Here is a 22,017-nt window from a genome sequence, read left to right as displayed (position 1 = left end):
CTTTTTTCATCCATTTTGACTGCGCACGATGATTTCCAACTATAAGAAAATGGGCATTTCAAAGAAGCTCATGATGGCACCGCTGCTGGTCGCAGTTTTACTGCTGTGCTTTGGGGTTTTCAGCTACGTCAACCTGCAATCGTTTCAGAGCAGTGTGAACCTCATGCTGGGCAATTCTGTGGCGACGGAGCGCATGGCGCAAGAGACAGAAGCCACCGTCAACGCCACGCATGCTGCGGCTTACCGAAGCCTGGCCTTGCTCAACCTCAAAAGCGAGAAGGCCGCCCAGTCTGCAGAGCAGATGATGACCGAACAGCTCACCGCCATGGGAGATGTGGGCCGCGATCTGGACGCCAGCAGCAACCCCCAATTGCGCAACCTGATCAAGCCCCTGCAGACTTACGACGCAGCCGTTCGTGAGGCATATGACTCGGCCACATCGGACACCAACTTGGGGGCCATGATGATGCAAGATGCTGATTTGGCCTACGACCAGTTGATTGAAGCTCTTCGGAAAGAAGGCGCGGCCAGCAGGATCGCCGCATCGAACGCCCAAAAAGAGCTCAACGACGGCATCGATCTGCAGCAAAAATTGCAGATCTTCGCTTTGCTTTTGGCCATCGCCATTGGTTTGCTTCTGGCCAATTTTGCAGGGCAAAAGATTGCCTCACCGCTGCGCGCCATGCAAAAGCAAATCGCCGCCATCGAGGATCGTGCAGATTTCTCCCTGCGCATCAAGGTGGAAAGTGAAGACGAAGTGGGGCAAGCGGCCAGATCGCTGAACGCGCTGCTGCAATCGCTCCAAAGCGCCGTGCAAGAGGTCAACCAGGTGGTGACTGCCGTTGCTGCAGGTGACTTCAGTCATCGCATCGAGGCACCACTCAAAGGTGACATGGGCGTGATGAAGTCCGCCGTCAATGGCTCCGTCGAGAGTGTGCGTGCCACCATGCATGGGCTCAACAGCATCATGCAAGCCTTGCAAAACGGCGATTTTTCCAAACAGATCCAATTGGATGTGACGGGCGAATTTCAGCGTGCCATGCTGCAGGCCAGCGAAGCCATGCGCTCCCTCAACAGCATGATGAGCGAAGTGGGCAGTGTCATGAAAGGCGTCTCGCAAGGCGACTTGAGTGCACGCATCCATGCACAAGGCCGTGGCGACCTCCTGACACTGAAAAACGACATCAATGCGTCACTGGACGCCTTGAGTGCCACTTTGCGCCTGATCAATCAAAACGCGCGCCAAGTGGCCACAGCCTCTTCACAATCGAGTCAGGCCATTGGCCAGATTTCCGATGGCGCGCTCAACCAGACCCACGCCATCAGTCAAGTGGCCACAGCGGTCCGTCAAACCGTCACTTCGGTGGCGGAGGTTTCGCACAACACCGAGATCGCCAGCCAGAAGTCCAAGGAATCCGTCCAGATCGTGCGCGATGGCATTCGCAAGATGGACCACATGGTCGAAGTGGTTGGCAGCATTGCAGCCAACTCAGAAAAAATCAACAAGATCACTGAAGTGATCGAAAGCATTGCCAACAAAACCAACCTGTTGTCTTTGAACGCCGCCATTGAAGCGGCCCGTGCCGGTGAACATGGCAAAGGCTTTGCTGTGGTGGCCGACGAAGTGGGCAAGCTGGCCATCAACAGCGCCGAGAGTTCGCAGGAAATTGCACTGCTTGTGCAACAAGCTGTGGAGGAAACCCGTCTGGCCGTGGCAGCCGTTCAAGAAGTCAGCTCAGACATGGCACGCATTGAAAGCGGCTCCCAAGAAACCGACAACATGCTGCAACGCATTGCCGCTGCGCTGGAAGAGCAAAGCACCGCCGTCGAGCAGATCAATGCCAATCTGGCCAGCGTCGATGGCATCGCGCGCAGCAACTCCTCTGCTTCCGAGGAAATCACCGCAACCGTCATGGAACTGTCCAAGCTCGCGGATTCCACGCACCGTGAGGTTCAGAAATTCATTCTCTGAAACGCCACATGGATCTGCCGTACTTGATCGCCTCCTTGAAAAACCTCCGGGACAAATGGCCAGATGGTTGGCCAGGCCTGGATCTGGTGGTTCGCAATGCCTTGGCTCAGTTGGGCCACACCAAGCAAACCCGATTGACGCCACGACATCAGGCACTGCACGATTGCATTTTTTCGGTGATCCAGGCCATTGAGACGGATGGGGTCAAACGCGCGGCCACGCAAGCAGAACCGGCGTATCACAACCGTTTGCACTTTTCCGACACCGTGGTTTCCCTTTGCGTGCTGCTGTGCAATGAGCGCATGATTTCAGGCCGCCCGTCGTCCGCTGCACTGAGCCATGCCGAATGGCTGGGCATGCTGACCATGGTGAGCCATGATTTCATGCACAACGGACGGGTGAATGCCTTTCGCTCTGAAATCGAGACCTTGACGGTACAGGCGCTGTTGCCGCACATGTCACAGCACCGTGTGCATGAAGAAGATCAAGCCCTCATCAGCAGCTTGATCCTGAAAACCGATCCGGCGTTTGTCGCAGAATCTCACCAGGCGATTCAAGGACTGCCGTTCGACATCGCGGACCCACGGTGCATGCTGGTATTGATACAGGAGTCCGACATCCTGGCGAGCGCGCTGCCCGCCACGGGAGGCGGTCTGACAAAGCAACTGTCCCGCGAGTGGTCGACCGTTGCCCCCAAACTGTCGCAGTCCTTGCTGCCGCCCGAAGGTCGCTTGATGTTCTTGAAACATGCCGCCCTGTTCTCAAGTCCCGCCAGCCGCCGGTTGGGCGTGCAAGCCATCATCGACCAGCAAATCGAAGCTCTTCAAGCCATTTGAAGCCAGGAAATACTCCGGGTATTTCCTGGATCGGCGACATCAGATCTTGAACTGATCCACCTCGCGACGCGTGCTGTCGGCAATTTTGGACAACTCAATCACCGTTGCAGTGATTTCCTCGCTTGCAGATGCATTGGATTGGGCGATCCGGTTCAATGTGGAGACATTGGCATTGATCTCTTGCACCGCATTGCTTTGCTCTTCGAGGGCCGCGGAGATGCGCTGCATCATGCCATCGGCCTCGGTGGCGCCAGCTTCAATGCGCTCCATATCGGCACTGACCTCTTGCACGGTGGCCACCGCACGGCGCGCTTCAGCAACGGCTTGCTGAACCAACAAGGCGATTTCCTGCGTGCTCTCTGCGCTGCTGGCGGCGAGCTTACCCACCTCCTCGGCCACCACAGAAAAGCCCTTGCCATGCTCCCCGGCACGGGCCGCTTCAATGGCGGCGTTCAAAGACAACAGGTTGGTTTTGTTGGCAATGCCTTCGATCACTTCCGTGATCTTGTTGATTTTCTCTGAATTGGCTGCGATGCCATTGACCACTTCGACCATGGTGGCCATTTTGGCTTTTCCGTTGCGCACAATCGCCACAGACTCGCGGGAACCGCTGCTGGCCGCCTCGGTATTGCGCGAGACATCGGTGACCGATGCGGCCGTCTCTTTGACAGCGTTGGCCAATTGGGCGATACCGTGCATTTGGTTCTGGGCACCATCGCTGATCTGGCTGATGGCTTGGCTGGTTTGATTGGCAGCTGCCGCAACTTGTCGGGTGTTGCTGTGCACGTTGCGCATCGTCTCTGTCAGTGCATCAAGCGACTGGTTGATGTTGGCCTTGAGACGGGCCAGTTCACCGCGTCCGTCGGCAGTGATGCGCCCAGTCAGATCACCGGCTGCGACATCGTTCATCACCCGCGCCACATCGCCCAGCAGCGCTTGCATCGCCTCCATGGCCTGATCCACTTGACCACGCAAATCGCCTTTGACCTGGCTGGACATGCGCTGACTGAAATCACCGTTGTACAACGCCGACATCACTTCCGCCAAAGCCGCCATGGTCGCTCGCACACTTTGAGCGCTGGCATTCACAGCATCTTTCATCGTCCGCAGATCACCTTGAAGACCTGCCGTGATTTCCACATCGAAATTGCCAGCTGCCAAAGCCTCAACGGCTTTGTTGACCTCGACGATGGCCAGTTGCTGCGCGGACATCAGTTGATTGAAGGCGCGGGCTGTTTGGCCGACTTCATCGTCAGAGATGTCTTTGATGCGCCTGGAAAAATCAGAACTGGTTTCCACAGCCGTGACCATGTTGCGCAAAGCCTGCAAGGGTTTGATGATGCTCTTGATTTGCCATTGGATGACGGCCCCAATGACCAACATGACCAGCAAGACCAGGATCGAAAACTGTGTCGCATGCTGCCAGAAAATCACCTCAACATCGTCGATGTAAATGCCGGTGCCGACCACCCAATTCCAGCCATCCACTTTTTTCACATAGGACAGCTTCTCATAGAGCTCGGTCGTCGTCCCGCCTTCGGCTTTGGGCTTGGGCCAGTTGTAAGTGACGAATCCCTGACCGGCTCGGCTGGCCACTTCATTGAACGCCACAAAAATATTCTTTTTCCCATCCGTTTTTTCTACAGGTGCATCCACCCCGAACTGTTGGCTGGTCGCCGAATTGAAATTGGGCGCATCCAGAACCTTGCCGTCCAGTGCCGGGACAGTGGGGTGCATCAGCATGCGAGGTACCGGCTGGGTCTGGTCATTGATCCAGAAATACTCTTTGGTCTCGTAACGCAAAGCTTTGAGTGCGCCCATGGCGGCGGCCTGGGCATCCGACTCGCTCATGGTGCCCGCTTTCTGCTGCGCCTGGAAATGGTTCACGACCGCGTGCACGGTTTCAACCAGGTGCCGGGTTTTGATCTTGCGGTCTTCCAGCAGCGTGGATTTTTCGATGTAAAGAGCCACCACCGACACCAACACCAACCCCACCAGTGAGCAAACCCCACCCATGATCAGCCGTGACTTGACGTTCATTGAGAAATTCCTTGTTTGTTTTCTGCTGCTGCGTTGAGATGATTTTAAATCGTCAAAGTCATCAAATCGCCAGATAAACGACAAAATCAATGGTTTGCAATGCACCGAACGCGCCCAGAAAAGGATGCCATGCAGCCCTGGCGCAGGGCTGACGGCAGGACGATCCTGGAATGACACCAGCACGAGAAGCTGGCCAGTGCCTGCGCAATCAGCCTGTGCGAACGACAGGCTTGGCAGGTCATGGTTGGAAAGAAGGAATGGTAGTGGGCGGCTGGCCACTGACCAACTTTCTATTCACGTTCCATCATGCTTGGTAGCGCTAGAGAGTGAATGAGAGGAGGCAACTGTACCGGCCAACGCCCTGTCTACGGCCCTGCCGGGCATAGAGAGCGGATTCTCTCGACTTTTCGGCCGAAGTACGCGTGAATGCAGCTCCGTCATCACAAGGAGCATGAAGCTTGTTTACCACCCTGAGCGAAGTCGATCTTGCCGTCCGATGGGGCATGAGCCCCAAGACCCTGCAGCGTTGGCGAACCACGAAACAAGGCCCGGAATATCTCAAGCTCGGCAAAAAGGTCCAGTACCCGCTGGCAGCCATTGAGCAATTCGAAAACCAGGCTAGGACGAACGTTGCATTTGAAGGTGCCGATGAGATCTTGCTGTACCTCCAGCAAACGGGCCAAGCCACCCTCGCTCAAATCCAGGCCGCTTGCATGGGCGGCCAAAAATCATCCAGCCAAATCCAAAACCAGCTTTATCGATTGGCGAATGCCACGCCACCCAAGATCAAAACCCGCTTGGTTCCTTTGGACCCGACTTCCCCGGTCATGACCGCCGTCTACAGCCTCTACACCACCGATGAGCAGTAGACCGCTGTCAACCCAGGAACTTGCTGACCGATTGGGGATTCCCAGCGATGAACTCGCCAGATGGCGACAGCACGGCAAAGGACCCTGCTTCATCAAAATTGGGCGTTGTATCCGCTACACCTTGGCAGAGGTCGAGCTGTATGAGCAACGCTTCAAAAGCAGGACGGACTGGGTGGTTGGACAATTGGCGACCGAACCGGCGCAGCGTGCTGTCAAGACCATCTGCGGGAGATTGCGACGATCAGAATTTTCTGAAAAGCGCGTCGAGGCAATCATCAAGGCTTACCTGAACCATGTGTTCAATCCCAACAAAATCACCCTGCAAGCCAGGGTCATCGAAGACTATGCCAGCCTGATGACTCTTAAGATCACTGCTCACGACCCCATTGACGGACAGATCGAGATCGGCAGGGAACAACTGACCCCTGAAATTTTGTTCGTTGATCTGTTGAACACGCTCGACAAATTGACCGCAAACATCAACACAGTCCTGATTCATGCGCGACGCCAATTGACAAGCTTTGACCCCATTGCCCTACAACGAGCCGTGGACCAGTTCGCTGACATGTCAACCCGCAAAACCATACGGAATTGGGCTGGCGTTCCTTCGATTTGACCGCGTAGATTGTCGGGCATCCCTACCGCCCCACTGCAGCTTTCGCTCAATCCGGTCTTTGAGTCATTCGAGAGCTTTGCGGTTGTAATGCGCTGGGAGCCATTACTTTGAATGGCGTGCAGATGCTTCGACACCAATTTCCAAACGAGGGCCGTCGAGGTGGCCACCTGGTTCACATCCTTATTAAAAATCCAATACCCCACCGACAGTAAATTTCCAAATGTCCCAGCCACGCAATGCACAGGCTTTATCGCGATATGCATCAGGCCGACACACACAAAGATGCACTTGACCCGGGCGTTTTCGTCTGGTAGTTGATGTCATTGCGCAGGTGCAGGACTGCTCAGCCCAAGACCTGTCTTTTTACATTTTTGACAGGTGGGCTCACTCACGCCGAGCCTCCTGCACATCTCGTCGACCTTGGCGCCCCGTCGACTCCTTGCTGAATTGCAACGATCTGGCTTTCACTGAATCTGGATTTCTTCACGTCGGAACTCGGTCACTTGGAATTGACTACTTCCAGCCGACTCAGGTTTCAGGGAGTGCTTCAACCACTGTACGTTTCTGCCAAAAAAATAGATAAAACATGCAGTTAGCGTGACGCAAATTTCGTCATGAATTTGCCTCCACCGTCTCAGTTCTAACAATTGATCAGCAAATCATCAATTAAACGGAAAAAATTTCCTAAGCAAGATTTTCCCATTAATCATAAAAAGTTTACATAGATTAAATTTTCAATCAATAAATTCCAATTTTGCATAAATTCAGTCTACATCCATGAGTCAATCAGATTTTTCAGCAATTCCTCACAACAAAACTGCTTCGATTTCGACAGGCGGAGACCCGGCATGGGCCCGTTCTCGCCGCAGAATCATCTGGGGCAGTTGGGCCGCTTTGGTCTTGGCACTGACGCTGCTCTCACTGTTTTATTGCTTCAGCCTCAAAGATGCGGCGCAAAAAAGTGCCTGGAAAGAAGGGCAAGCCGCCGCTCGCATGCTCCAGTGGCAAATGCAAAGCCAGATACAACACCTGGATGACGTGTTGCTGCACACCTGCGAATCCTTTGAGCGGCTGGGCGCATCGATGACCGAGAAAGATGCCTTGTTCAAAGGCCGCACAGCCAGCACACAACTGCCCTATGACCATTTGTTTATCCTGGGACCCGCAGGCGAATCGATGCTGTCCCTGCCCGCAGGCACATCGGCATGGGGACAAGAAGAATGGCTGACGCAAGCACGACAACTCCCCCTCGGACACATCTTCACCTCGTCTGCACCGGGCAAAAACGGCCCAGGCCTGGCACGCGTGCTGCCCGTTTGGAGTCCCCAAGGCGAATTCAAGGGCGCGGTGGTTGGCATATTGCCCATGCGGCCCCTCAGCCAATGGTTGACAGACACCTCACAGGCATACGGCCTGAGCGTGACCCTGAACCACCAACAACAACCTGTACTGAGCACGGCGACAACACCGGTGGCGCTGCGAGACCTCGAATTTGTGGAGCGCATTGAGCTGCCCGAACTGGACTTGACGCTCGACACCAGCTTGTCGCAAGCGGCCACGACAAAACGCTGGTCGACCGCCTGGCAATTGCTGATGCTGATGCTGATCATCACACTGATCACCCTCACAGCCGGTGCGATCTGGCTGTCGCGGGTTTTGACCCGCCAAGTCAACTCGGCCGCCAAGCTTCAATCCGAAAAAGAATCGGCACAAGTGCGCGCCCGGCTGCTCGCCAACATGAGCCATGAACTGCGCACCCCCCTCATGGGGGTGCTGGGCGCCTCCGAACTGCTGGAACACAAGCAGCTGCCGCCAGAACAAGCGCGTTTTGTCCGCATCATTCAAAACTCCGGCCAACACCTGTTGGGGCTTTTGAACAACGTCCTCGACTTCGCCCGACTGGACGCACACGCCATGCCGCTGGACGCGCAAACGATCGAATTACTGCACTTGCTCGAAGAAGTCAGTCAGACTTTTTGCCCTCACGTCGAATTGGGCCAGATTGACTTCTACAGCACACTGGACATCCCAGAAGGCCTGGAGGTCAAGATCGACGGCTTCAGGTTGACGCAAGTTCTGACCAACTTGCTCGGAAATGCCTTCAAATTCACCAAACAAGGATGGGTCCGCCTGCATGCACAGTTGTCCACTCAAGATGACGCAGCACGTCTGAGCATCAAGATCACCGACACCGGTATCGGAATTTCAGAACCGGCACAACAACGGCTGTTCCAGCCCTTTGAGCAAGCAGACACAGGCAACAGCCGTCAATACGGAGGGACAGGCCTCGGTCTGGTCATCGTCAGGCAACTGGTCGAACTGATGGGCGGGAAAATCACCATGCGCAGCACCGAAGGGCTGGGCACAGAATTTGAAATCGAATTGCCCATCACCATCGTTCAGCCAGCAGCAGCGCCATCCAAACACCCGCAGACATGGCATGTCAACATCGTCAATGACCTGCTCCGAAGCAGCGTCTTGAACCACCTCCAAAAACTGGGAATCCCCTACTGCACCGAGCCTGCAGGCCTGAGCAGTGCAACCGTCTGCGTGCACGACGGAAACAGGCCCAACCAGCCCGCACACCCACACATGGTCATCGAAGTGGGAACCCACCCCGAACACCACCATGATGACCAAGCACTCTTCATCCTCGAGCCAAGCACCCGCAAACAATGGAACGAAGCGCTGACCGCAGCCCAGCAACACACTTCAGCCATCACCCTCGCAGATGCGCCAGCGCAGACAACAACGGGCCACAACAACCTGTTGCGCGTCCTTTTGGCTGAAGACAACCCCATATCCATGCAAATCCTGCAATCCTTTCTCAAAGACATGGAGATTGAGGCCGACTACGCCCTCAATGGCGCCATCGCGCTCGATTACTGGCGAAAAAACAAATACGACCTGGTGATCCTGGATTGCCACATGCCCGTGATGGATGGCTTTGAAGTCTCACGCAAGATACGGGCCGAAGAACCCTCAGGCCAACGCCAGAAAGTCGTGGCACTGACAGCGGCCACGCTCGACGAAGACGTGACCAGCTGCTTGAGCTCGGGCATGGATGCCGTGTGGCCCAAACCCATCTCACGCCACACACTCACCGAAAACATCCAATCCTTACTTCAGTCCGTTCCTCACTGAGCACAAACCCAGCCCCTGACGGCCTGAGGCCACAGCCATGCTGGCCTCGACCTTGGCGCAGGGCTGCAGAAATGGAGGCGCCAGAAATAAAGGATTTAATTTCCCACATAAATCGCAATTCTTGGAAAAAACATGGCACAAGCATGAAAATTTAAAAATGATTGTTTTAGTAATATACCATCATCCGATTGCAAGCGATATGGTATCAATGCTCATACTTAGGGTATGCCCTGCGGCCAAAATTTTCACAGCCAATACATTCAATCAACTGGATGCATTGATGAGAAAACATCATGAACCGGATTTCATATTCATCGAACCGCAATCCACTGGGTTTTCAGGCAACTTAAGCCTAGATTACATCGCCAGAACTGCACCTAACGCGAAAATCATCGCCGTTACAGATATTAACTCAGTTGGCAATCCGACCTCAAACATCAGCCAAGGATTTTTGCAAGTTCTGGACAAAACTTCAAACACAGCAGAAGTTATACTCGAATTAGAAAATATAATAAACCCAGAAAACAACAATTTGCGCACAGAAGATGTTTCAGCCGACCACCTTAGAATCTCAAAACGGCATCGTCAATTGATACACCTTTTGGATAAAGGCCTTACCAATCGTGAAATTGCAAAATATTTAGGAATTAACGAAAGCACTGTAAAAGTTCATTTTGCCAGGATGTTCAAGATTTTGAATGTCAAAAATCGCCTTCAAGCACTTCATTTCGCCAAAAGAAATGGTTTGATTTTGTGATAAACGAGTTGCTCATTTTTTTCAATTTCAGTCAAGTTAAACTCCATTTTCATGCAATAAATTTGAAAAACTCAACCAAGAAATGAATAAACTCACCTCACCACCTAATCCATCAGCTGATCATGCTGATGATTATTGCGGAACGACTTACGCTGCCAAATTACTAGGCCTTTCTGTTGGCTCCATTCAGCATCTGGTTGAGCAGGGCGAATTGGCAGGATGGAAAACACAGGGGGGACATCGTCGCATCTCTTTGTCGTCTGTACGCGCCTACCAAGTTAAGCACAATATCAAAAATACCACTCAAAAAACAGCACCAGACAAACGATTGCGTGTTTTATTGGTTGAAGATGACACATTGACTCGTGAGATGCTTCAGCAGTATATGGACAACACAAGTCCATCCATTGATTGCACCGCAGTTTCATCCGGTTTGGAAGCATTGATGGAGATTTCAAACATCAAGCCGCATCTCATGATTTCGGATTTGAAAATGCCCGGCATAGATGGCTTTGAACTGCTGCGGACACTGCGTCAAAACCCCCAATTCAAAGGCATGAAGATTTTGGCACTCTCCGCCCTGAATTCGGATGAAATAGAAAGTCGGGGGGGACTTCCCATCAACGTCATTTACAAATCCAAACCCGTCAAGGCCGACTGGTTTGACGGTTTCTTTTTAGGATTGAGCATTGACCTAACGGGCTCGTAAATACTGGACTCCATTCATACGAACCAATTCAAATCAGAATGACCAAGCATCCGGTCGAGATCCATGCGATGGCCATGAACCCGTCCTTAGGAATCCTGTCATGCCCAACAGCAACGACCCCCTGGCAAACCTCCCGTCACTGGTGCTAAAGCTCGCACGGCTCGAACGCGAAAACGAACTCTTGCGCACCGCCCTGGACGAAAGTCCTGATGTCGTCGTCCTCAAAGATGCCCAAGGCGACTTTCTGCTGTGCAACCGCACCGTGGCCGACCTCTACGGCACCACCCCGGACGCCATGATCGGCAAGTCCGATGGCGACTTCAGCGCCACCCCTGAACAGGACGCATTTTTCCGCGAAAACGTGCTGGGCATCATGCGCTCGGGCATCACGCAAATCGTCATGGAAGAGTCCACCGACGACCGCACCGGCGAAGTGCGCTACTTCAAATCCATCAAAAAACCCTTCAAGAACAAGGACGGTGACAACTGCATCCTGGTCATTGCCCACGATGTGACCGACATCCGTACCGCCCAGGCCCGCGTGGAAGCCAGCGAACGTCAGCTCAGCCTCGTCATGCAAGCCACCGGCGAAGGCCTGTGGGACTGGCGCATCGACACCGGAGAACTGCGGCACAACAGCCGCTGGTACGACCTGCTGGGCTACACCGCACAGGAAATGACGGGCACCCTGCAAGACTTCACCCGTCTGCTGCACCCCGACGAAAAAGGCCAGATTGAACGGCTGCTGCACGACAGCCTGCAACACGGACGCCCCTACCACCACGAACACCGCATGCGCCACCGCGACGGGCACTGGATCTGGGTGCTCGACCGGGGCGAAGTGGTCGAACGCGACAACCAGGGCCAGCCAATGCGCATGGTGGGCAGCTTCTCCAACATCCAGCAACGCAAAGCAGTCGAATTCGACCTGGTCGAAGCCAAGCAGCAGGCCGAACTGGCCAGCAAAGCCAAAAGCGTTTTCCTGGCCAACATGAGCCATGAAATCCGCACCCCCATGAACGGCATCATTGGCATGCTCAGCCTCTTGCAGGCCTCGGGGCTGCAAGCTGACCAGGCGGACATGGCGCAGATGATCCAGCAAAGCGCCGACGCATTGACCCGACTCATCGACGAAATTTTGGACATCTCCAAAATCGAAGCCGGCAAGCTCGAACTGCGCAGCGAACAGGTCAATCTGCATCAACTCATTCAGAGCTGCACCCAGCTGCATGCAGCCGCCGCAGAAGCCAAAGGTCTGCGGGTGGTCACTCAACTTTCCTGCTGCTTGCCCACGACCCTCCAGGCAGACCCCTACCGGCTGCGGCAAATCATCAACAACCTGCTCAACAACGCCATCAAGTTCACCCCTGCCGGTCAGATACAACTTGAGGCCCGCAGCGATGGCCAGCACTGGAAGTGTGAAATCCAGGACTCGGGCATCGGCATCTCGGCAGCCCAGCAAGCCCGGCTCTTCAAACCATTCTCCCAGGTTGATGACTCCAGCACACGCCACCACGGCGGCACCGGCCTGGGGCTGTCCATCAGCAAACGCCTGGTCGAGGCCATGGGCGGCGAAATAGGGCTCGACAGTACCCTTGGCCAGGGCTCGTGCTTCTGGTTCCGGCTGCCGCTGCACGCGGGCACCAACCTGCCTGAAGACACCCAAGGGGCATCCCAGCCATCGGGCGACACAGCCCGGCCAAGCCATCACCTGCCGGGGCCCGAAGTCCTGGTGGTGGAAGACCACCCCCTCAACCAGAAAATGATCCTGGCCATGCTCGACAAGCTCGGGCTGCGCCATACGCTGGCAGAAAACGGCCTGGCGGCATTGCACGCACTCCAAAAACGCAGCTACGACATCGTCCTGATGGACTGCCAGATGCCGGTCATGGACGGCTACGAGGCCGTGCGCCGCATCCGCAGCGGCGAAGCAGGGGCGGCGGCCGCTCGCACCCGCATCCTCGCCCTCACGGCCAATGCCATGCCCGAAGACGTACTCCGCTGCGAACAGGCAGGCTTTGACATGCATTTACCCAAACCCGTCACCCTGGACACCGTCCGTGCGGCACTGCAAAAGTGGATGTCTCCAAGCTCACTGCAGAATCCCCACAGCAGCCGAGAATGACGTCCACTGTCTGTCGTCCTCGCGAATACGGGGACCCAAGGGCTCAGCCCCAGCTGCGGGTCAACACAACTGTAAAGATTTTGCGCACCACCCCATAAGGTGGACATGGCACTGAATATAGAAACCTTGTTTACTGAACCGGATTGCAGTTGGCTATGATCGACAACAGATTCAATCGCCGACCCAAGAAACGGTTTCGGCTTGGCTCCGGGGCTACCCGCGAGGTATTGCATGCCTCGTTAAATCGTGTTGGACTTCGTTATTGAAGCCACCGTGCCATCGGCAGAAATACGTCTCGACAGCTCAACCTCCATGCACTCCTGGCACGAAGACCTGCTCAATTTGCTGGTGACACCGGTCACCAGCCCACAGGCCATCTTTGCGGACATTGAGCGCGCCGCCTACAAGCTGGGGTTTGAACACGTCGCCTACGGCTTTCAGGCGCCCTACCCGGTCACACAACCCACCGTGACGACGATCAACAACTACCCCACCGACTGGCAGGCGCACTACCACCGCTCGGGCTACATGCACACCGACCCGGCCGTCCTGCACGGCAGGCGCAGTACCCAGCCACTGCTCTGGACCCGACAAACCTTTGCCGACAACCCGGCGCTGTGGCAAGACGCACAGGACCACGGCATCCGTACAGGGTGGGGACAGTCGAGCATCGAAGCCAACGGCTCCGGCAGCCTCCTGTGCGTGTGCCGAAGCCACGAACTGGTCACGCCACGTGAACTGCAGGCCAAAGAGCAGCAAATGCGCTGGCTGGTCCAGGTGGCGCACATCAGCCTCTCCCGCGCCCTCGTGGCAGCACAAAGCGCCTGCGCCTCGACGCTGACAGCGCGCGAACGGGAAACCCTGCAGTGGACCGCCGATGGCAAATCGGCCCAGGACATCGCCGACATCCTGACCCTGAGCAAAAGTGCCGTGGACTTTCACATCGCCAACAGCCTCAAAAAACTCAATACGCCCAACAAAACCGCTGCCGTGGCCAAAGCCGTGCAGCTGGGCTGGCTGCGCTGATCCACTTTTTTGAGACCGGACGCGCATACGGGCATGAAAATCACCCAAACCGGACAAGTCCACACCAGCATGCAGGAGCTGCTGACGCTGCGCCTGACGCATTTTTTTTCAGCTCTGGACACCCCTGACCCACGGGTCCAGCCCGCACAAACCTTGAGCGTCAACCAAGTGTGGAGCGGCTACACCGAATGGCTGGGCCAATGCCACCTGCCCGTCAGCATTGGCTGGGACTGGCAAGTAACCGCCCGTGACCGCCAATTGCATTGGCATCGCGAGGCTCTGCCCAGAACCAATCTGCAGCTCATCAATCATCACGGACAGGCCCTGAGTTGGCACGACAACCTCATGGTGCTGGCCAGTTGGATCGACGCACACAGCTGGCAAACCGAAGTGGCTCAAGCCGTGAACTGTCAACCTGTTATTTTTGGCAGCTTACAGCTGCACTGACCTCTCCCTAGCATGCATTCCTTGTTCAACCCAAGACCAAGGAATGACATGCAACACTACAGCGCAGGCACCCGGCAGCAACTTCCCAGCCCGCTCTTCGAGCAAATGGGTCACTACCGCCGATCCGTCTTCATTGAGCAACTCGGCTGGGAACTGCAGACCACCAACGGCATGGAGCTCGATGAGTTTGATGGCCCCAATGCCGTCTACGTCTGCTCGCACGACGACATGGGTCAAGTCAGCGGCGTCGCCCGACTGCTGCCTACCACAGCGCCCTACCTCATGGAAAAAGTGTTCCCCGAACTCTGGGCAGGCACCCAACTCCCGCATGACCCGAGCATATGGGAACTTTCGCGCTTTGCCGCGGCCGCCTCCACACAGAACCAACAGGCAAGCACACACCAGGCCTCGGCCTACCACGCCGAAGAATTGCTGCTCAGTGTCATGCGCACCAGCCTGGCGCTGGGGGCCCACACGCTGGTCACCGTCTCGCCAGTGGGCATGGAACGCCTGCTACGGCGCAACGGCTACCGTGTGGAGCGTGCCGGCTCCCCGATCATCAACCATGGGCTGCCCATCGTGTCCCTGCTCATTGACTGCAAGCAAGCACGCAACTGAGGACCCGTCATGCAAATCACACAAATCCCCTCCTCATTGGTCACGCCGCTCAGCCAGTTTCTGTCAGACCCGGAAACGGTGCTGCGACAAGGTGGCACATCGGCGGTGACGGTTTTCCATCACAACCAGCCCTACTTTCATGTGCTCACACCAGAAGGCTGGACGCACCATTTTCGTGCTGACGACGAGCCTGCTGAACCAGTCACTCCAAGCGCTCGAAACAAAAACACCGAAAAAATTGAGCAAAACAACTTTCAATTTTTGAGTCATCTGCTCGTCAAAGCAGAAACGCATCGCAGCCAACGCGGAGAAGTCAGTCGTGACAGCGTCAACATTCTGAAAAACCGGCTCACAGCGCATGTTTTGCCATTTTTTTCTAACCATGCGCCATCAATGACCACCGAAACCGTACTCGAAAGCTTCGTCGAATACCTGTGCGAAAAAAAATTCAGTACAACCACCGTCTCACAGTATTTGGTCATTGTGAGAAAACTACTCAAGCTGGCCGTTCGTCAAAAACTGCTGCATGAACTGCCGCAGATTCCCAAGGTACAAATCCTTCACCGACCACGCAGCATGCTGTCTGTCGCAGAGTACAAAACCATGGTAACCACGGCTCACCGCCTGACTCGCCAGAAATTGATCGCCCCCAAAGTCAAGCGAACCGGCCCAACTGCGGGGAAATTCTGGATTGCGCAAAAGCACCTCACGTTAATGCCTGACATGGCGTGGGCCATCCGTTTCATGGTCAACAGCTTTATCCGGCCAGGAGACCTTCGCCAACTCAAACACAAACACATACAAATCTGCCGTGGCGAACACCTCTACCTGAAACTGAATGCACCAGAAACGAAACGGCATGATGCGACCATGGTCAGCCTCAGACCTGCAGTACATGTTTACGAAAAATTACTGCAAAGCGCCCAGCTACAAGGCTTTGGGAACCCAGACGACTATGTATTCCTGCCTGCAGAACAGGATCGTGAGTACGCACTGTCAGTGCTCGGATTCTGGTTCAAGTGGGTCATGCGCGAGGCGGGATTAAACACCGAAGACACCTGGGCACGTCCGCGCACACTTTATTGCCTGCGCCACACCGCCATCATGTTCAGGCTTTTGTACGGACAAGGCATTGACATGCTGACCCTGGCGCGTAACGCACGAACCTCCATACAGGTCATTGAACGCTTTTATGCTTCATCACTGAACGGAGAAATGAATGTGGGGATATTGCAAAGCCGCCGCAACAACAACCAACAGCGCAAGCGTGATCAAGTGATTTGATTTTGCCGTTGGTCCACCCTAACGTACACAGCTAGCCTTGCCGATGGCGGGGCACTGCCGGGGTGGTTGTCGTTTGATGCGGACACCCGAACCTTCAGCGGCAACCCCACCGGCGCAGGTGCCACCACCGTGCGCGTCACGGCAAGCGACGGCAGCCGGACGGCGTATGACGACTTTGTCATCACCGCTGTGGATGCGCCGTCTTTGTCCACCACGCTCAGCAGCGCTGTGACCAACTTCGACGTGCGCTCGAGCATTGTGCTCAGCGTGGGCGAGACCGTCACTGCCAAGGCCGGGGGCACCATCACCCTGACCGATCTGGGCGGCACCGGCTACCAGGGCGAGAGCACCACCCACACCCAGACCTTCAGCGTGACCGACACCAGCCGCGTCACGATCGTGGGCAGCGGGGCCAACACCAAGATCATCATCAACCCCGGTTTTGATCTCGACCTGGCCTCCAACTACAGCCTGGCTGTCTCCACAGGGGCTTTCACCGGCGTCACCACCGGCCAGGACACACAAGCCTTCACCACGGTCAACTTCAGCACCGTGGCACCGGGCGCGGGCTTTGCCAACGCCGTTCAGGCCCAATCCATGAACACCACCACCGGTGCCCTGGAAAACGCCCTCAAATGGTTTGATGCCACGGGCGTGGGTTCACCTACTGGTGCCCAGACCACCCTGGATCTGGCCAGCGGTGACTTCGCTGCCGTGGTCAAAGGCGTGATTCTCACCTCCGGGGCCCAAGCCAACACTGTGCTGCAGGGCGCGGGCAACATGCTGCTCAACAACTTCGGCATCAACGACCTGCTGTATGTGGACAACCAGGACCACACCAACACCGACCCGCAGGCTTCGCTCAATGCCAACGTGTTTGCCGGGGGACAGGGCACTGTCAGTCAGCCTTTGCAGCTGGCGGTGGAAGGCACCGATGCGGTCAATGGGGGGGCCTACTTCATTGACTTTGTCATTGCCAGCGGCATCACCCTGCCGGCATCGGTGGTCACTGACCAGTTGCTGCAAAACGTCATCTCCAACAACTGGAGTAACACCGGCATGGTGATTGCCGCTTAAGGCCTTGCAGCCCCCTGACCCGCAGGGCTGTGCCAGGCGCAGCCTTCCGGGTCTCCAAAACAAACAAATTCAGAGGAACACACCATGTCCACCATCCTTCGTTACTTCATCAGCGGCTCCTTTGCAGACTTGCTCGATCTGCGCACCCCGGGGGCCGAATACGCGCTGGCCGAACAACAGCTGATTGCCACCGGCAGCGGCGGCGTCAACACCGTCTGGGCGGCTGCAGGCGTGGACCTGGATGCCCGTAACCTCTTTGGTGGCACCGATGTGGTCCTCTTCAACCACCGCTGGGACCAGTACACCAAAGACATCACCAGCGTCTCGGGCGCCATCGTCTTCAGCTACACCGACAGCACCAGCGGCCTGACCGAGAAAGTCACCGTGGCCAACGGCGCCACCACCCTGGGCCGCGACCAGCTCATCTTTGCCGACGGCGCCGTGGGTACCCAGCAGGCCAACGCCGCGCTGCAAGGCAGCCTGACGGCAGCGCTGGCCAGCGTCTCGGGCGTCAACAACAGCCTGACCAGCGCCGCCTACAGCCCCACGGCCCCGGCGGGCAACACCCTGCGGGCCTTTGCCTCGACCACCAGCACTACCACCGGCGCCACCTTTGCCATGACCGAAGCGGGCCAGACCACGGTGGCCACCGGCACGGGCCAGGTGGACAAGGTCTACGTCAAGGCCGGCGCCACGGTGGATGCGCGCAACCTCTTTGGGGGAGAGGACCAGATCTACCTGACGGGCAACTGGGCCGACTACACCAAGAGTCTGACCGAAGTCTCGGGCGCCATCACCTTCACCCGCAGCATCAATGGCGGGACAGAAAAAGTGACCGTGGCCAACGGTGCCACCACCCTGGGCCGGGACAAACTGGTCTTTGCCGACGGCGCCGTGCTCACCCACAACGCACGCACAGCACTGACAGCCGATCTCAACGCCGCCTTGAGCGCCGTCACCGGCTTTGACACCGCCACCCAAACACCTTTCCTGGCCTTCGACTTCAGCAACAAGACCCCCACTGAAATCGCCGCCTACCTCAACAACCCGGCCAACGCCGCCAAACTGGGCACCCTGAGCACCGCACAAGGCCAGCAAACGGGTCCGGACGACCTCGACCAGGTCAACACCACCGCCTTTGCCGCCCTGTCCACCGACTTCATTGACGGCTTGTCGGCCCAGGTCGTGGCCAGCCTGCCCAACGAACTGCTGGCCGTCATGACCAGCGCCCAGGCCGCCGTGGCCGACCTGAGCGGGCTCACCGGCCCCCAGGTGCTGCAGCTGCGCCCTGACGCCATCGACAGCGTGCCCAACGCCGTTCTGTCGGCCCTGACTGCCGCGCAAGTCGCAGCCCTGAGCAACGAACAACTGGCCGCGTTCAGCGACGCCCAAGTGGCCCTGCTCAATTTGTCGCTGATCAACAGCGACCAGGCCGCCGCCATGGCCACTGCAGGCAACCTGGACAACCTGAGCGCAGCCCAGGTTCAATCGCTGGCGCCCACCGCCATCGACAGCGTGCCCAACGCCGTTCTGTCGGCCCTGACTGCCGCGCAAGTGGCAGCCCTGAGCAACGAACAACTGGCGGCGTTCAGCGACGCCCAGGTGGCCCTGCTCAACTTGTCGCTGATCAACAGCGACCAGGCCGCGGCCATGGCCAGCGCAGGCAACCTGGACAACCTGAGCGCAGCCCAGGTTCAATCGCTGGCGCCCACCGCCATCGACAGCGTGCCCAACGCCGTTCTGTCGGCCCTGACTGCCGCGCAAGTGGCAGCCCTGAGCAACGAACAACTGGCGGCGTTCAGCGACGCCCAGGTGGCCCTGCTCAACTTGTCGCTGATCAACAGCGACCAGGCCGCAGCCATGGCCACTGCAGGCAACCTGGACAACCTGAGCGCAGCGCAGGTTGCACAGCTCAGCCCCGCAGCCATCGACAGCGTGCCCAACGCCGTTCTGTCCGCCCTGACTGCCGCGCAAGTCGCAGCCCTGAGCAACGAACAACTGGCCGCGTTCAGCGACGCCCAAGTGGCCCTGCTCAATTTGTCGCTGATCAACAGCGACCAGGCCGCCGCCATGGCCAGCGCAGGCAACCTGGACAACCTGAGCGCAGCCCAGGTTCTCTCGCTGCTGCCCGAGGCCATCGACAGCGTGCCCGCAGGCGTCATCGACAACCTCTCGCCCACACAAGTGGCCAATCTGTCCCTGCAGCAAGTGCAGGCCCTCACCGGAGCGCAGCTGCAAGCCCTGGCAGAGGCCGGCCTGCTCGACAACCTCTCGCACAGCCTGAGCGCACAGCAACTCACTGACCCGGCCAGCGGCCTGGGTCTGGACCTGCAAACGGTCAGCCAAACCGCGCTCATGAACAGCGTCATCGACAGCGTCAATGATGCCAACCAGGCGCTGATCGACTCAGCCGCCAAAATCAACGGCATCGCCGATGTGGTCCAGAGCCTTTCTGCATTGGCCGCCATGGACCCCACGGACCCCAACTACGCCATGGACCGCGATGCATTGGGCTTGACCGATGGTGACTTTGCAGCGCTGGGCATCAGCGGCGTCACGGCCGACAACCTCAATGCCGTGCTCTACCAAATCGCCGTCAGCGCCGATAACGGCAGCGGCATCGCCAGCCTGAGCGCCATCCGCACCCTGATAGCCCCTGACGCCATCACCAACCTGAGCCTGAGCGTGGGTGACACCGGCGCCAGCAGCAGCGACCGCCTGACCAACGCGGCCAGCCTGACCTTCTCGGGCACCGCCCGCCAAGGCGCCAGCGTCAGCGTCTGGGTGGACGCCGACGGCGACAACGTGGTCGACAACGGTGAAACCCAAACCGTCACGGCCGACGTCAACACCGGCGTCTTTACCGCCACCGCCACCGCCACCGTGGCCAATGGCCTGGTGCGCGCCACCGCCACACAAACCGACGGCACCGGCACCAGTCCGGTCAGCCAGACCTTGGTGATCGAGCGTGACACCGCAGTGCCGACATTCCAGGGCGCTACGGTCAATGGTGACCAGCTCGTGCTGGCCTACAGCCACCCACTCGATGCCACCAACCTGCCAGACTTGAACAAGTACAGCGTCCGCCTCGAAGACGGCACCATTGCGCCTCCTTCCATTGCAGTCAATGCCCGCAGCGTCAGCGGTAACATCGTGGTGCTGACCCTGGCCACCCCGGTCAATGCCGGGCAGGTCATCAGCGTGAGCTATACCGACGCAGACAACACTGACAACGCCACGGGTGCCCTGCAAGACCGAGCGGGTAACGACGTGACCAACCTCGTCAACCAGGCTGTGACCAACGCCACGGGCGACACCCGCACTTTGGCCGCCCCCACCATCAGCCTGGCAGGCGAGGTGGCAGGGGCCCTCAACGCCACCGAAGCCGCCGACGGCACCACCGTGGTGGTCAACCTGGCGGGCACCGGCGCACGGGCCAACGACACCGTACAACTGCGCTGGGCCAAAGCCGGTGGCAGCACCGAAACGGTGACCCTGTCCCTCACAGGCACCCACATCAGCAGCGGAAGCGCCACCGTCACCGTGCCGCAGTCGGCCATCCTGAGCGTGGGCGACGGCACCGTGAGTGTGGATGCCCGCCTGGTCAAGGCCGGCTTTGACGCCACCGCCAACGGCGCGGCCAGTGCTTACTCCTCAGCGCAGAGCCTGACCGTGGCGGCACAGCCTTCGGCCATTGGCCTCACCTTTGACCTGCTGGCCGCAGATGACCTGGGCAACAGCAACAGCGACAAACTCACCAGCATCACCACTGGCCTGACCCTCACGGGTACCACCGCCAGCGGCAACACCGTGGAGTTTTTTGACGACTTCAACAACAACGGACAGCTCGATGCTGGCGAAAGCCTGGGCAGCGTCACTGCCGATGCCACTGGCATCCAGCGCGACATCACTCTCAGCAAAAACGGCCTGGTCAATGGCACCGACAGCGGCAGCCTGAACGGCGTGCACAACATCCGGGCCAAGGTGACAGACACGCAAGGCAACTTCGTCATCACCAACCCGCTGGCCATCACCATCGACACCACCCGCCCCGCAGCGCCCACCGCCATCAACCTGGCCGCAGCAGACGACAGCGGCGTGCTGGGTGACCTGATCACCAACCAGACCACGGGCTTGACCCTGACCGGCACCACCGCCGCCAACGGTGCGGTGCGTGTCTTCAAAGACAGCAACAACAACGGCCAATACGACGCAGCCACCGACACCCTGCTGGCCAGCGGCACCGCCAACGGCAGTGGGGCATTCAGTGTGGATCTGTCGGGCAGCTTCACGCCCGGCACCCACTCCGTGCTGGTGCAGGGTGCAGATTCCGCAGCAGGTGCCCAAAGCCAGGCTGCTGTGGTCAGCCTGAACATCGACACTGTACTGCCCACCTTGCAATCTGTGGCGGCGGCGGCGGGTGGCAACACCATCACACTGCAGTTCAGCGAGCCGATCGACACCAGCAACACCGCGCTGACAGGGCTGGCCAACAGC

General features: G+C 57.6%; 14 protein-coding genes and 1 pseudogene. 14 read left to right on the top strand and 1 reads right to left on the bottom strand.

Annotation, left to right across the window (positions count from 1 at the left end; genetic code table 11):
- The first annotated feature begins 28 nt into the window (after positions 1-28).
- Together IC609_RS07865 and IC609_RS07860 are read left to right on the top strand one after the other, a co-directional pair.
- Positions 29-1,972: a methyl-accepting chemotaxis protein gene (locus tag IC609_RS07865; protein ID WP_225224084.1), complete on the top strand. Its 1,944-nt coding sequence runs from the start codon at positions 29-31 to the stop codon at positions 1,970-1,972.
- An 8-nt stretch (positions 1,973-1,980) separates the two neighbouring features.
- On the top strand, positions 1,981-2,808 hold the full coding sequence (locus tag IC609_RS07860) for a hypothetical protein (protein ID WP_191818969.1): 828 nt from the start codon (positions 1,981-1,983) through the stop codon (positions 2,806-2,808).
- 39 nt (positions 2,809-2,847) lie between these two features.
- On the opposite strand, the gene IC609_RS07855 is transcribed toward IC609_RS07860, so the two are convergent.
- Positions 2,848-4,848 (bottom strand): methyl-accepting chemotaxis protein, encoded by a 2,001-nt coding sequence (locus tag IC609_RS07855; RefSeq protein WP_191818968.1) that lies wholly within the window; start codon positions 4,846-4,848, stop codon positions 2,848-2,850.
- A gap of 458 nt (positions 4,849-5,306) precedes the next feature.
- Here IC609_RS07855 and IC609_RS07850 point away from each other — a divergent pair, with 458 nt between their 5' ends.
- The 12 genes and pseudogenes from IC609_RS07850 to IC609_RS16225 all read left to right on the top strand — a co-directional run.
- Positions 5,307-5,717, top strand: a complete 411-nt coding sequence (locus IC609_RS07850) for a hypothetical protein (protein ID WP_191818967.1) — start codon at positions 5,307-5,309, stop codon at positions 5,715-5,717.
- Positions 5,707-6,333: a helix-turn-helix transcriptional regulator gene (locus IC609_RS07845; protein WP_191818966.1), complete on the top strand. Its 627-nt coding sequence runs from the start codon at positions 5,707-5,709 to the stop codon at positions 6,331-6,333. The genes IC609_RS07850 and IC609_RS07845 overlap by 11 nt, the downstream gene beginning before the upstream one ends.
- A 993-nt stretch (positions 6,334-7,326) precedes the next feature.
- A complete protein-coding gene (locus tag IC609_RS07840) occupies positions 7,327-9,477 on the top strand; it encodes a hybrid sensor histidine kinase/response regulator (protein WP_191818965.1) in 2,151 nt (716 codons plus the stop codon).
- Positions 9,478-9,514: 37 nt separating this feature from the next.
- On the top strand, positions 9,515-10,234 hold the full coding sequence (locus IC609_RS07835; protein WP_191818964.1) for a LuxR C-terminal-related transcriptional regulator: 720 nt from the start codon (positions 9,515-9,517) through the stop codon (positions 10,232-10,234).
- Between the two features lie 82 nt (positions 10,235-10,316).
- Entirely contained in the window at positions 10,317-10,943 is a 627-nt protein-coding gene (locus IC609_RS07830) for a response regulator (protein WP_191818963.1), read from the top strand.
- A 100-nt stretch (positions 10,944-11,043) separates the two neighbouring features.
- Positions 11,044-13,068, top strand: a complete 2,025-nt coding sequence (locus tag IC609_RS07825; protein ID WP_191818962.1) for a hybrid sensor histidine kinase/response regulator — start codon at positions 11,044-11,046, stop codon at positions 13,066-13,068.
- A 312-nt stretch (positions 13,069-13,380) separates the two neighbouring features.
- Positions 13,381-14,094, top strand: coding sequence for an autoinducer binding domain-containing protein (locus IC609_RS07820; RefSeq protein WP_191818961.1), 714 nt, complete (start codon positions 13,381-13,383; stop codon positions 14,092-14,094).
- 33 nt (positions 14,095-14,127) lie between these two features.
- Positions 14,128-14,541 carry a DUF4902 domain-containing protein gene (locus IC609_RS07815; RefSeq protein WP_191818960.1) on the top strand — a complete coding sequence of 138 codons (414 nt, stop codon included), beginning with the start codon at positions 14,128-14,130 and terminating at the stop codon, positions 14,539-14,541.
- Between the two features lie 48 nt (positions 14,542-14,589).
- On the top strand, positions 14,590-15,159 hold the full coding sequence (locus IC609_RS07810) for an acyl-homoserine-lactone synthase (protein ID WP_191818959.1): 570 nt from the start codon (positions 14,590-14,592) through the stop codon (positions 15,157-15,159).
- 9 nt (positions 15,160-15,168) lie between these two features.
- Positions 15,169-16,443 (top strand): phage integrase SAM-like domain-containing protein, encoded by a 1,275-nt coding sequence (locus IC609_RS07805; RefSeq protein WP_191818958.1) that lies wholly within the window; start codon positions 15,169-15,171, stop codon positions 16,441-16,443.
- 24 nt (positions 16,444-16,467) lie between these two features.
- Positions 16,468-17,520, top strand: a pseudogene (locus IC609_RS16095) (putative Ig domain-containing protein); the annotation flags it as partial.
- Between the two features lie 84 nt (positions 17,521-17,604).
- Positions 17,605-22,017: beta strand repeat-containing protein (locus IC609_RS16225; protein ID WP_191818957.1), on the top strand; the 4,413-nt coding region annotated here is incomplete at its 3' end.

This window comes from Limnohabitans radicicola (assembly GCF_014837235.1).
GTDB classification, from domain to species: domain Bacteria; phylum Pseudomonadota; class Gammaproteobacteria; order Burkholderiales; family Burkholderiaceae_C; genus Limnohabitans_A; species Limnohabitans_A radicicola.
The sequence above is the reverse complement of the archived record's forward strand: the minus strand, read 5'-3'. Positions and strand labels throughout refer to the sequence as shown.